Below are 12,791 nucleotides of genomic sequence, written 5' to 3' on the forward strand. Positions count from 1 at the left end.
GTAAGAAAGTAAAACACATTGTCAACAACTCGAATTATGGTGCTACCACAAAGGCTGAGAAATTAGCCCCGATAGTTAGAGGCTGGAGAAATTACCACAAGTTCTGCAAGATGGACGGTCAAAGCACTCGCTTTGGTACATAAACCGCAGAGCCTACACGGTATTTAACAAGGAAACAAAGCTTACACGCCACACTAGCAAGGAGCTAATTAAAAAGGCATTCCCAACAGTTTCCTACTCCGAAGGAAAACACGTCATGGTTAAAGGAATAAAATCCCCCTATGACGGAGATACTGTCTACTGGAGCGAACGTACAGTAAACTCTATGACGGTGAAACCTCTAAAGCCCTTAAAAAGCAAAACCATAAATGTGCTTCCTGCGGTTTAAAATTTATCGATGAAGAACGGGTAAATCTGCATCACATCGATAAAAATCACGCCAATTGGAAGAAAAGTAATCTGGAAGCAATTCATGAGAGTTGCCACGATTACAAACACATGAGCAAAAGCGCAAGCTAAGGACATCGGAAGCTGGGTGCGGTGAAAGTCGCACGCCCAGATTTAACTGAGAGGTGCGGGGAATAATATCCCCCATCGACTCAACCTAAAGTACCATTAATTAGCGATCGCCTGTGCCAGTTGCGTAAGTTCTGTAGTACTAAAGTACCATTAATTAGCGATCGCCTGTGCCAGTTGCGTAAGTCCTGTATTTATCAAATTAAACATGGCTTGTTGTCAAATTATTTAATTGGGCAGTTAAAACGTCCAGATATTGCTATGTCAATGGTTTAGTCTTTGGGCACTCGGCGCGGCTACGCCGCGCCATTGCTTGTGCCAGTTGCGTAAGTCCTGGAACTATTTGACCATGTTCCTTGCTGTAATTAAGTTTTGAGTTTTTTGAACTCCATTTATAGCTCTTACCTTCATGTTGTCCTAGTACAGAGTGAAGTATTTCGTGACCGTTTGGCTAAATTATCGTTCAAATCACAGAACTGTCGTTAAGGAAAGAAAACCATTAAAGTAGGCGGAAATTCGCTCTCACCGCACAACCTTTGTGCTTCTTCTTTTCTGTCCCCTGCTTGTTGGTTGTCCTCTTCCTTACCTGTACCAACACATTTTAAGTAAGTTGCTCTTGGTTTGTCATAAAAATGCTCCTGATAATTGTTTCTGTATGTGAGTAAACACCCGTGGCTGTAACTGTCGGATGGCTTCTGCTACTGCGATCGCTGCACTCAGGTCGTCAGCCGTTTCAATGCCTTTTCCCGCCGGGAGCTGTGTGAGCTTGGCTGAAGTTGGCGCACACTGGGGAGGCATGGAGGTAATCGGGGCGGCGGGGAAAACCTATGAATCCTAACCGCGCTACTTCTTGAACTGTTAGTTGGATTATTCTACAGGCGTACTCGCTAAAGTTGTGGTGATGGTTGAGAGCGATCGCCCTGCTCAAGTCTGGTTTAGTTGGGTCGAACTCCACTGCAATGACTGGACGAATCCCCGCTTGCACCATTCCCGCTTCAATCCCGCCACCACCAGTGAAAAGTACTACAGCGATCGGGGCATCATCTGGCAGAACTGGTTTTAATTTTGTGTTATCAAAATTTTTGCAGACATCTAATTTTGGTGATGACTTTTTGGATTTCGCTTTTTTGATAAAAGCGATGATATTCTCTCGTGAAATCATGGCTTTGTGTCATCATGGGATTGGTAAAGCAGAGGTAAGGCATCATGACTTCTTCGGGTCAACCAGAAGACATTAGCGTCAGGCTAGATGATATTGATACTCGTCTAGAAGAACTGGGCGACCAACTAGACTTAATCCGCACAATACAAGATGCCAATCGAAGGGAAACACGGGGTAACTCTCAAACTGTCGCCCGATTAGAACGCAGTATCAGAGAACTAAGCGATATTGCCCGTTTACATCAAGAAGGATTGCGTATTGCTCAACGTGAAGCAGAGCGCGATCGCCAAACTTTTCAAGAAGAGATCCGCCGGATTTGGGAATACTTGCGTGACCGCAATGGTGGCAGTAGTACACCCAATTGAGACTCATCGGGTAATAGTGGTGTAATTGCATACGCTTAGAATTCTCTTTGACGTACTAAGTTCTTGAACTTGGTAAACTGGTTATCAAACAAAAGCTTGACCGTCCCAGTAGGGCCATTGCGCTGCTTGCGAACGATTAACTCAGCAATGCCACGCTCAGGTGTATCGGGATTATGCATTTCTTCCCTGTAGAGCATGATGACAACATCACTGTCTTGCTCAACTGCACCACTTGACCGCAAATCGCTCAGTACAGGTCGCTTGTCATTGCGGCTTTCAACTTCACGGCTCATACTAAGTTGCGGTCAGAGGTAGTATTCTAAGATGGGGAAAGAAAGTTAAAGAACGCAGGCGATCGCTATCAGAATAAAGCTCGACTAAACCTTGACATAGTACGTCCTCAACTTGGTCTAAAGTAGGAAAAACTTGATTATAAAAGTGCTTTTCTCGAATGTCTTCCCAGATGTGTTCAACAGGCATTAATTCTGGGCTATGAGCAGGTTGAAAAATTAACCGGATATTTTCAGGGACTTTTAAAGCATTAGAACGATGCCAAGAAGCTTTATCTAACTGTAAAATTACAAAATAATCAGCAAACTCTTGAGAAATTTGTGATAAGAATAAATTCATCATTTTGGTATTAGCATAAGGCAGAACTAAGCAAGTCATTTTGCCTAATTCGGGTGCAACTGCGGCGTAGGCATAAATATACTGCCTGACTTGTTGTTTTGGTACAGTTGGGCGTATCCCTTGTGGACACCAACAAGCCCTAACCTCCCCAATTCGACCGAATCTGCCTTCATCTCCTGCCATTAATACTACAGGTCTAGTATCAGATGGCTTTCTTGTTTGATTAATTTGTTCTACTAACTGTGGAAAGTTTTTTTAAATTCATCAACAGCATTTGGGTCTTTTTTTGGATGAGTTGGTCTTGGGACAATTCTACGCCACTGATGCCGTTCTAATAGGCGATAGATTGTCGTCTTATGCACAGCAAAACCACATTCTTTTTCATACGCAAGTTTGATTTGCATTGCGGTTGCCACCTGACCACGGCGTGCTTTTTCTTTAAAGGAATCTATCAGTTCTTTTTCTTGCTCCCAACTTAGATAGCAATTATGTCTACCGCCTTTAAGAGGCGTTGATAATCCAGCTTCTCCCTTGCGGTTGTATTGTTGAATTACTTTTCTGACAAACCCTTTTGATACCCCTACGTGTAAAGCTATCTCGCCTGCTGTTCAAAGGATCTGCGATCGCATTATATATTACCAACCATTTTTGTCTTTCCCAATGAGATAATGCCTTCTTTACCTTCTGCTTTACCGTTTCTAAATCTAAGTGAGGAAATGCTTGTGTTACTTGAGTCATATCCACTTGTAAAACTTCACTTCGGATTTCACCATCTCTTTTTCTACCCTACTACATCTGACTGCAACTTGGTATCAGCTGCGATAGAGCCAACACTGGTACATCCAAATCCTTAACAAGTTTCTTCAATCCCCGGCTAATTTCCCCAACACGCTCAGTCATATTAGCTCTGGAGTCAGCCCCTTCAGCCATCAGTTGCAGGTAATCCACAAGCACAAGCCCAACACCGCCGTAATGCGATGAAACCCTGCGAACTTGGCCGAACAATTCGCAAGAGTTATCGTTGATGAAAATCGGTAGTTCGCTTAAAATACCGATCGCCTGACTTAGAGGTTGCCACTGATTGTTAGAAACGTGCCCAGTTTCAAGAAAATTGTTTTCAATGCCCGATTCGCTGCTAAGGAATCGTTGCACGTACTCATCGGTGGACATTTCCAGGCTGAAGACGCACACAGGCAACCGACTCATTTGAGCGATCGCCAGAGCTAGATTACCAGCCAAAGCGGATTTCCCAACAGATGGACGAGCAGCCAGCACGTATAACCGACCTTTACGGAAACCACCACCGAGTAAACTGTCCAAGTCGTAGAATCCAGTGGACACAGCAGGGCTAGCGGTTCCAGCAGTGGAATGATACAAGTACCACTTTTTAACTAAGCTACCAGTCCACTTTTATCTAATTGGGATTACTTTACCAACAATTTCTGACTATGGATTTTGCCATTACTATCGATCCACAAGCATCTTTACCTCTGCATCGCCAAGTTTATGAGGAATTGCGTCAGGCGATTCTTTCAGGTAGATTAGCACCAGGTCAAAAACTACCTTCCAGCAGAACACTCTCTCAATTTCTCAGTATTTCCCGCGCTACAAAGTGTTTGGAAATTTTTCAACCAAACTGAAATTGCTGTATTCCTATTCTTTTCCCCGCTTCCATGCCTAAATGGATAATTTATTTTGCACAACTACTTAGTATAGATGCAAACGTGCAGAGACTCCTGTGAGACGAGTCTTTGCTATTCGCGCAGCGTCTCCGTTAGCAGAAGGTATCGCCGCTCATGAAACTCGTTAATTTGTAAGTACTTTGCATAAATTAACATTTTTGACAGCTATCACAAGATAGAAGTATAAGTTATGCGGCTACAATGTGAATAACAAACAGTTAAAACGATCACCTCCTAGAACACAAATTGCTTTTAAGGAGAATTTTCTGCTGAACACGCACTTGACATGAATTCGACAAGTCTGTTTTGCCCTTTTACCCTACCCTTCTCCGCTTCAAAAAGCTACGAGATACACGCAAATCTTCATGTGGTGCATCTGTTCTGTCTTGGAATAAATTCGAGTCTCATAGCGCAACTCCTCTCAAGAGGACTGAAGGAGAAATTTATTCCAGTCTGCTGAATGTAGACTTTTGCTATGAGCCTGGAACTTTAGTTCTAGGCGGGAATGCTGGGAAATGAAAATTTTCGACTTGTGTGTACACACTAGGCTTCGGAAAAGGCAGCTAATACCTGAATTTTTCGTTTTTTCATTCCTCCCTCCTCGCCTTTTAAGAGACTAGGAGAGAGCGGTTTATTGAACTTACGTTAATCAGCATCGAATCTTAAGCGTCTATCATGTTAACACAAAAAGATATCACCCCAGATATAGGGTCAATTTTTTGGCTGCAATGGCAACAGTATCGAGATGATCTTTATCGTTGCTGCGTCAAGTGGATGGGTGGAAACCCAATTGATGCAGAAGACGCACTCAGTCGGGCTATGCTGAAAGCTTGGGAAAAGGCGCAAAAGTTTGCGGGAGAAATTACTAATTTTAAAGCTTGGCTCGTGACGCTGACTCATAATCTTTGCGTAGATATTCATCGAGAACGCAGTCGAGGGGCGAATCGAGTTGAGGATATAAAAGGTTACGCATCTGATGAAGAGCAAGAACTGGTTGCTGTTGAGAATATGCCCCTATGTGCGATGGAGATTGACGAGAGAAAGATGGTGATTCGTCGCGCTATTAATAACTTACCGACAAGGCTGCGCGAGACGTTTATTCTGCACTTTTATCAAGAATTTTCTTATCCAGAGATAGCCCAACAAGAAGATATTTCCTATCAGAATGTTTGCAAGCGGATTTCCCAAGCGCGGAAGATTTTGCAAGAGGACTTAAGGGGATATTTTATCGGGGATGAGGAAACCGATAGGGATAAGTCTGTGACACCGACTGCAATAAAGTTGGAAATAGGGGAATTGTCCGAGAGGAATAGGGGAGTTGAAGCGAGAGTAGGGGAGACGGTACTTGCAATTGCAGTGGAGGAAGTGGAGATTGTTGGGGGTGAGGTAGCGCGTGATGTGCCGCAGTCTGAGTCGGTGATGATTGCGGCGACTTCTGAGGGGAAGCCAGAAGTAAGGAGTGGTTTACCAACCCAATTTTGCGGTGTAGATCGAGCAGGGAGAGAGATGCAGATGGGGGAGCAGGGGGAGAGAGAACTATTTGACAACAACGTTTTTTCTCCCCCAGCCCCCAGCTTCCCCAGTCCCCCCTTGCCACCATGCAAAGTTTGCTTGGTGGGCTAGGAGTGATGGTTGTCGGTAACTTGAGGCGGTGCTGTGGAGGCAAAAACAGCATCAGGTGGGGAAATGCCCAACTAGACATTCTCAACATGGTGACTCGGACGCTCATTGCTAAGATTGCCAGAATTATCTGGTTCATTCGGCGCATCGTCGTAGCGTTGATCTGCGGTAGCAAGTATTGCAGGAGTGATAAAATTTCGAGTATGGGCTGGAGAGTGGGTGTTGAGTTGTCGTTGTGAGAAACAATAAATCTACTATGGCAGCCCTATCTCTTCAAACTTTGCGATCACACTCAACGGATGCCGCACAATGCGTCATCCTAGCATCAAGCCGTTTTTGAAGCTTTTTATGTAGCATAACTGCTTATTGTAGTTACATACTTAACTTTGTTGTACTTAATTAATGTTCTTGACATACTGTGATATTTTGGGCTTTTTATTTCCCTGTTGCGGGTTTATTCGGTTAGGTGCAAGATGTGAGTATTGTTATTCAAGAGGAGATTGTTATGTGGAGAGACTAAATTATCAAGAAATATTCATATCCCTTGACAGTATCTAGATCATTGCACTCCACCTATCTCAAAATCCCCTTTCTGTGTGAGCAATCGTTAGTCGAGATTTTTGTTAGCTCTAGCAATTCAGAAAAGCTCCCTGGTAATCGTCTTTAGATTGTACAGCTACAAACAGTCAAATGACCTACACCTATTCACTCTATCCATCCGTTGGAGTTGCTCGCGTTGGTAATAGTGAAAACGAATTTTTTTTAGCCCCAGACCAAATTGGGGGATTACCCATCGAGTGTAATGAACATGGTGATGAACTGGGAGAACCTTTTAGCAACTTTAAAGATGCTGATGGCAAGATAAAACGGCAAGGGCAAAGATTTCGGATCTATCGCAAAGATGCAACATCATCTAATGAAGAAGAACTGACCTTAGATCATCCAGATGTAGAAACAATTGTCTGGACAGTACACCTAGCCAATAAAAAAGCTGCTTGGTATCAGTTTTCAGAATCTAAAGGTAATCTCTTGTTTGGGACAGAGAATAGCTATCTAGCACAGAAGGTTGCTCTGAGAAATCAGAACGTTGAGGGGAGCGAAAATCGCCAATCCTTAATTATTGATCCAGGCCCACGGGAGCTCACAGAGAGTCGACAGACCATAGAAATTAGTCGCGACAACATTCCACTTAACTATCCTCATTGGCATTTCCCACCCGAAAATCCAACTTATGGTTATCAAATTAACAAGCTGGGTGATTTAAAAACAGACTCTTTAGGACGTTTGATCGTCTTAGGAGGTTTTGGTAAATCTGGAGGTAATGAACCACTTTCTAGTTATGGCGGTGCTGATACCTGGTATGACGATATTTCCGATGGTTCAGTTACTTGCAATGTAATATTAAAGAATCAAGCAGCTATTACTCTCACAGCTTGGGTGATTGTTGGTCCACCAGATTTTGCTCCACAAATCCCCAACATCTCGACCTGGGATGACACTATGTTTGATGTTGGTGTGCGTTACTTTGATCTTGTGCCAGATATGTATCGAGATGGGACATGGAATGAAAATTTTGTTGCCAACTATCAACGCGATATTCTGCCAATTATTCAACGAATTTCTGGTTATCATTGGGTGGCAAATGTTCAATCTATGATTGCCTTTTCCTCCAACATTTTTGACTTTTCTGACCACAATTTAGCTAATAAGGAAAATCGAGAGCAATATTTTTCCTATTTCCAGCCTCCAGTACTTCCCAATCCTGAAACATTTCCCGCAAGTCGTCAATACACCTTATTCAGCAATGACCATGTACCATTGATGCCACTTAACTCTGGTAGCAATTCCGTTAGTAATTACAATATTGAGAAATTCCTTGCACTCACAGCAACCCAATATTTTCTTCTCAGACAATGGGCAGAAGGAAAGTTCATAAATGACTCCAATTATGAACCTTATGATGGTGTTGACCAGAAAAATCAGGCTAGTGTTGGCAATGTTGTTGGTTTGCCTCAATGTCCGGGAATTGAAGTGACTTGGACGACACAAAATCCCATAATCTATGTATCTCCCTACCAAATTCAACATCATCAGTCTGATTATTACGCCCAGGGGCTGAATCCCTCCCGCGATGAGTGTGAAGGAGGTGGATGTGAACCCGGCGATTTAACCAAACGGATGGCGATTCCCTGGCAAGCCGATTTCTTCAACTGTTCAATCCAATTTATTAACTTTACAGATAAGGACACCAATAAAGTACCTGAAGATTCTGCTAGGGATAAGGATCAGGTACAACTAGTTCCTAAACCACCTACTTATTACACTTACTGGTGGCCACCACAAGCTCCTTGGGATGTAATTAGTGGTGATGAAACTGAGTCCGAACAAGAATTATCAGGTATTCCTGCTGGATTGCAAGTTAATTACATTCGAGGAGTTAACAGCTACCAACAAATGGTAAACCAGGGCTGGTCGTATTTAGCGTTCATCCGTAACAAAAATTCTGGACAAAACGGGCAGATGTTTCCTTATTTGGTGGAAACAGAACGTAACAATGATATGTTTAGTTACAAATCTGTACCAATTAGCGAAATTACTCATCGCCCGGATGATGAAGGTACAAGCGTTCAAGTATTTTATCTCAAATCTCTTGACGAACAAAGAAACATACGTGTTTCTCGATTACAGAGGTTATCTAGGGCAGTTGAAGAAGCCATGATGGATTTTGATGCCTTTCGGGAGATTAAAGTTTCTGAAGAAGATCGGCAAAGAAGACCTCGTTCTGGAACCAGAATTCGCTTCTAAATAATGTTCATATCTCCTGTTATCTATGCTGGATAGCAGGAGATTTTCTTAGCGCTATTAAGTAAAAAATTACTACATATAAGAACTATCTAAGAGGCTGGAAATGAAACAGATACAGGATGTTGATGTTGCTATTTTGGGTGGTGGAGTTGCAGGAACTTCTTTAGCACTAACACTTTGCCTTTATTCACAATTGACTGTTGCAATCATTGAATCAACGGCTTACGAAGCTATTCGTGTTGGGGAAAATGTATCTGCAAGTTTATTACCTTTACTCGATTACTTGCAGATTAAAGAAACTTTTTTAGCTGATAATCATAAACCTGTTTATAACATCGCTGCTGTTTGGGGTCATTCCTCACTCAATTCTAGAGCTTCATTATTTAGCCAGTTTGGTGAAGGTTATCTTCTCGATCGTGGGCAATTTGATTGTATGTTAGCAAAACAAGTTTTTCACAACGGGGGTAAGCTGTTTTTGCAAACCAAATGCCTGGAGGGTGAACATTTAGAGGGAGGCGGTTGGCGGCTGTTTCTCCAGAAAGATGCAGGCCAATCTTTCACGATAGAATCCCGTTATTTAGTTGATGCAACGGGTAGAAAATCTAGGGCTGCCAGACGCTTGGGAGCAAAATCTCTTGTCTGCGATTCTCTGGTGGGAATCAGTGCTTTTATTGACTTTGAAACAGACAAACCAAAAACTGAAGAAATTTTGATTGAGTCGATTCCAGAAGGATGGTGGTACTCGGCATGGCTACCAAATGGCAAGTTAATCGCTGTATTAATGACAGATGTAGATATTATGGGACAGCAGCAACTTCACAAGGAACAAAAGTGGATATCCCTTTTATCTAAAGCTAAACATACCAGCGACCGTGCTAAAGGAGGAACTTTGGATTATCCTCTTGTAGTCAAACCTGCACACTCTCATATCCTCGATCGTCCAGTTGGTGATGACTGGATAGCAGTGGGAGATGCTGTATCTGCTTTCGATCCGCTTTCATCTATGGGTATAGGACACGCTATGACTTCTGGTAGCCATGCTGCTGTTGCTCTAATTGAATATCTTAACCATAACAAAGATGGATTATTGAAAGAGTATCAAAGTGGACTAAAACGTAATTTTGACAATTATCTAAGAATGCGGCAGATGTATTACAAAATGGAAAATCGGTGGACAGAAGCACCATTTTGGCAACGTAGAATTCAGATGTCTCCTATCCCTGTTGGGAGCAATGCGATTTTCTGAAGTTAGACTTTAAACGAGCGATGTCTGCGCCAACGTCTTCGACGAACGCTAAAACATCAAAAAGGAAAATATTTAAAGGTAGGATTCTGCCATACTTGGGGATACAGTCAGGGCGTCCGCATAATGTCAATAAGCAAAGTATATTCTCAATAGAGCTAAAAATAAGGTCTAATAAATAACGTAAATAATCAATCGTATTGTCTGAATTACCAGCATTGTAAGCTTGCAGAAGTAACTTACCATTGAGATAATCAATTGCACCGTAGTATGTCTGTTTATCTCGTTCGTTAACGATACCAACTGCTATTTCTTGGTCAGTTTTACCCCAAACATAACCTGTTAAGTCTCCCCACAACAAATGACACTCATCTATTAATAGTACTCTCAGCCTTCCTGCTTCTATTTCCTCTCTGTTGCTTGCCAACAATGTTTTAATCTGTTTTTTTTGCAGCAACAGCCTCCGGATCAGCCTTTGGATTTAAAGAAGTAGTTTTCTTCCAACTAATTCCTGCCGCGTCAAATAAATCGTAATAGCTTCGTTTCGATTCGTAGATTACATCATATTCAAACGCCAATTTGTACTCCAGTTCACCAAGCTCCCAAGTATCCTTAGTTTGTAACCAACTTAATACTTCTTGCTGCTGTTCATCACTCAGGTAACTCTTTCTGCCTTTATGATTTAAGCGCAGTCCTGAAATTCCATATTCTTTATAAGCCAGCTTCCAGCTTGTTATCGAACCAACAGACACATCTAAAATTGTTTGAATTTCCTGATACTTATAGCCTTGATAAACCAGTTTCACTGCCAAAGCTTTTCTCACCTCACGAGCATCCGGTCGATTATCTATAAATTCTTGTAGTTCTGCGATCGCAACTTGTAAATGCTGGTTTATCATTGTTTGCTATTAGACAAATACGTTTCTCCGTATTATCTCGTAGTCTTTTTCAGAAATCAAATATGATTCCTATATTATAAATACATAAGTACAAGTGATAAACCGCATTTCTGTTGGGACGCGCGACTAGCCAGCATAATCCTTTTAGTTTTCGCCCAGTTGGGTGATTGAATCAACTATGAATCATAAAATTGAATTATCTCTAGAACAAGAGTTTAGCCTGAAAGTTTTTGCTGACCAAGTACAGCAGTTATCTGGTGAACAAGCTAAAGAATTTTTGCCCATGCTCTACAAGCAGATGATGATTCGGGAAAAGACCTATCAGGAATTGCTAAAGCAGGAGTGTCAACGAAGTTTAGATGCTCTATCCGGGTTTGAAACAGTAAACTAATTTCTGGACAAAATTACGGTAAGTTTACTGTTTCCCACTTCTTCAATTCATTCGTTTTTCTAGATATTGCCTTAGCCGTTCTTACCAATTAAGGACGGCTAAGGCAATTTGCAACTCGCAATTCGCAATTCGCAATTCGCAATTTTAAATCTAAAACACTTATTACAAGTATTTAAATGCTTGGTTAGTTTAGAAATTCCAATTCAAGCAAATATCCAATAATATTAAATTGATATAAACAGGAAAACATTGCTAATTTAACTGCGAATTGCGAATTGCGAATTGGTTTGGTTAACCATAATGCACCTCCTGATTTGAAAGTAGACTGCACAGGTAATCAATCCGTTTCCAAGCAACAGCAGCTTGCCGGGGAGAACAACTCAAACCGTAAGCACGACGCGCATCGTAGTTGCCTGGAATGCCCTTTAGCACCCCGACGGAAACCCCATGAGCCACCGTAAGAACTCCGGGTTGATAGCTTCGGACTTCAGCAGACTCCCGCACTTCCGCAACATGATTTCCAATTTGGTTTGCCCAGGCGGACGGGATGACTTTGTTGAATAAGCCATTGGGGTAGGCAATAACAAAGATGCGCTTTCTTTCGTGTGACAAGCCGACTTCTTGTGCAGAGACACAATTCCATTCCGCATCATACCCGATGGAGTCAAGGTCAAACAGGACTTGGTTAAGTCCGCGACTGAGTAAACCTGTTGGGTTTTCGATGAGAGCGTTCCCGCTTCGGGTTGCCGAAGGCATCGCCGGTCTACACTGGTCGATAACCCTGAATTGTTCTGCCCACAATGCGGATCTGGGGTCAGCAAGCCCTTGTTGATTGCCGGAGTTACTGGTGCCGCTGCAAGGGAAACCGCCACACACGATGTCGAATTGCCAAGGCTGGCAGTGGTAGTTGGTGATGTCTGGGTGAATTGGAATTGTGGGTTGTTCATGGCGAAGTCGTGATTGAGAATAAGGAGAAATTTCGACAAATTGCTTTACTTGGAACTTATGAGATAAACCCGCAACAGCAATACCGTGGTGGCAGAGTCCGCCGATACCAGAGAATAGGGAAAGGACAGATATCATGCGACTGCCTCCAGGTGTTGAGAGTGCAAATCAATCTCTGCATTAAACAAACCTTGCCTGCCAGTGATAGGTATAGGGCGTATGATTCGCTGAATATTCTCCAATTGCCATGCCATACGCCCGACTTGCCAATCACCCGTATCAATCTCTGAAAGGGGAGCAACGCGATTTCGTGAGGTCGGAGAAAAACAAGCGATCGCTAAAAATTTGCTTCAGTACGCTATAAATATTTATAACATTACAAACAGTACTAATACTGGTAAAATTTTATTTTTATTCTCAATATAAATATGAATCGTTTTTTGGGACAAAAAAAGGTAGGATTCCCAATTAGTAAAGGTTTTGATATCTGACATCAAAACGGGGAGTGCCTACGCTGAATGAAAAATAGTATA

12 protein-coding genes and 4 pseudogenes are annotated in these 12,791 nt (G+C 42.3%); 7 read left to right on the plus strand and 9 right to left on the minus strand.

Annotated features, from left to right (window positions below; genetic code table 11):
• A pseudogene (locus VF06_RS37895) lies at positions 1 to 519 on the plus strand (HNH endonuclease); the annotation flags it as partial.
• Positions 520 to 1,249: 730 nt separating this feature from the next.
• Here the strand turns inward: VF06_RS37895 and VF06_RS37900 are convergent.
• Entirely contained in the window at positions 1,250 to 1,678 is a 429-nt protein-coding gene (locus VF06_RS37900) for a DNA cytosine methyltransferase (protein WP_244918122.1), read from the minus strand.
• Positions 1,679 to 1,722: 44 nt separating this feature from the next.
• Between VF06_RS37900 and VF06_RS37905 the strand changes: the two genes are divergently transcribed.
• A complete protein-coding gene (locus VF06_RS37905) occupies positions 1,723 to 2,043 on the plus strand; it encodes a hypothetical protein (protein ID WP_099072494.1) in 321 nt (106 codons plus the stop codon).
• Positions 2,044 to 2,078: 35 nt separating this feature from the next.
• Here the strand turns inward: VF06_RS37905 and VF06_RS37910 are convergent, their stop codons facing one another.
• The 5 genes from VF06_RS37910 to VF06_RS37930 are packed head-to-tail and all read right to left on the minus strand — an operon-like array spanning position 2,079 to position 4,050.
• Positions 2,079 to 2,336 carry a DnaB-like helicase C-terminal domain-containing protein gene (locus VF06_RS37910; protein ID WP_244918121.1) on the minus strand — a complete coding sequence of 86 codons (258 nt, stop codon included), beginning with the start codon at positions 2,334 to 2,336 and terminating at the stop codon, positions 2,079 to 2,081.
• Position 2,337: 1 nt separating this feature from the next.
• Positions 2,338 to 2,901: an IS630 family transposase gene (locus VF06_RS37915; RefSeq protein ID WP_257207531.1), complete on the minus strand. Its 564-nt coding sequence runs from the start codon at positions 2,899 to 2,901 to the stop codon at positions 2,338 to 2,340.
• 8 nt (positions 2,902 to 2,909) lie between these two features.
• On the minus strand, positions 2,910 to 3,269 hold the full coding sequence (locus VF06_RS43690) for a helix-turn-helix domain-containing protein (protein ID WP_479724680.1): 360 nt from the start codon (positions 3,267 to 3,269) through the stop codon (positions 2,910 to 2,912).
• Positions 3,175 to 3,411 (minus strand): hypothetical protein, encoded by a 237-nt coding sequence (locus tag VF06_RS37925; RefSeq protein ID WP_099072491.1) that lies wholly within the window; start codon positions 3,409 to 3,411, stop codon positions 3,175 to 3,177. Before VF06_RS37925 ends, VF06_RS43690 begins: the two co-directional genes overlap by 95 nt.
• Positions 3,412 to 3,462: 51 nt before the next feature.
• On the minus strand, positions 3,463 to 4,050 hold the full coding sequence (locus VF06_RS37930) for a DnaB-like helicase C-terminal domain-containing protein (protein WP_099072490.1): 588 nt from the start codon (positions 4,048 to 4,050) through the stop codon (positions 3,463 to 3,465).
• A 71-nt stretch (positions 4,051 to 4,121) separates the two neighbouring features.
• Between VF06_RS37930 and VF06_RS37935 the strand changes: the two are divergent.
• Together VF06_RS37935 and VF06_RS37940 are read left to right on the plus strand one after the other, a co-directional pair.
• Positions 4,122 to 4,283: pseudogene (locus VF06_RS37935) on the plus strand (GntR family transcriptional regulator); the annotation flags it as partial.
• Positions 4,284 to 5,030: 747 nt separating this feature from the next.
• Positions 5,031 to 5,978, plus strand: a complete 948-nt coding sequence (locus tag VF06_RS37940; RefSeq protein ID WP_099072489.1) for an RNA polymerase sigma factor — start codon at positions 5,031 to 5,033, stop codon at positions 5,976 to 5,978.
• A 67-nt stretch (positions 5,979 to 6,045) separates the two neighbouring features.
• Here the strand turns inward: VF06_RS37940 and VF06_RS43280 are convergent.
• A pseudogene (locus VF06_RS43280) lies at positions 6,046 to 6,180 on the minus strand (IS4 family transposase); the annotation flags it as partial.
• A gap of 485 nt (positions 6,181 to 6,665) precedes the next feature.
• Here VF06_RS43280 and lodA point away from each other — a divergent pair.
• Both lodA and lodB read left to right on the plus strand, forming a co-directional pair.
• Positions 6,666 to 8,780, plus strand: a complete 2,115-nt coding sequence (gene lodA / locus VF06_RS37950) for a CTQ-dependent lysine 6-oxidase LodA (RefSeq protein WP_099072488.1) — start codon at positions 6,666 to 6,668, stop codon at positions 8,778 to 8,780.
• 103 nt (positions 8,781 to 8,883) lie between these two features.
• Positions 8,884 to 10,026 (plus strand): lysine-epsilon-oxidase maturase LodB, encoded by a 1,143-nt coding sequence (lodB, locus tag VF06_RS37955; protein WP_099072487.1) that lies wholly within the window; start codon positions 8,884 to 8,886, stop codon positions 10,024 to 10,026.
• Between the two features lie 169 nt (positions 10,027 to 10,195).
• Here lodB and VF06_RS40005 read toward each other — a convergent pair.
• Positions 10,196 to 10,898, minus strand: a pseudogene (locus VF06_RS40005) (IS630 family transposase); the annotation flags it as partial.
• 202 nt (positions 10,899 to 11,100) lie between these two features.
• Here VF06_RS40005 and VF06_RS37970 point away from each other — a divergent pair.
• Positions 11,101 to 11,313 (plus strand): NblA/ycf18 family protein, encoded by a 213-nt coding sequence (locus VF06_RS37970; RefSeq protein ID WP_099072484.1) that lies wholly within the window; start codon positions 11,101 to 11,103, stop codon positions 11,311 to 11,313.
• 291 nt (positions 11,314 to 11,604) lie between these two features.
• Here VF06_RS37970 and VF06_RS37975 read toward each other — a convergent pair whose 3' ends face one another.
• A complete protein-coding gene (locus VF06_RS37975; protein ID WP_099072483.1) occupies positions 11,605 to 12,396 on the minus strand; it encodes a DNA cytosine methyltransferase in 792 nt (263 codons plus the stop codon).
• Positions 12,397 to 12,791 lie beyond the last annotated feature (395 nt).

Origin of the sequence: Nostoc linckia z4, assembly GCF_002608075.1 — a bacterium.
Classification (GTDB): domain Bacteria; phylum Cyanobacteriota; class Cyanobacteriia; order Cyanobacteriales; family Nostocaceae; genus Nostoc; species Nostoc linckia.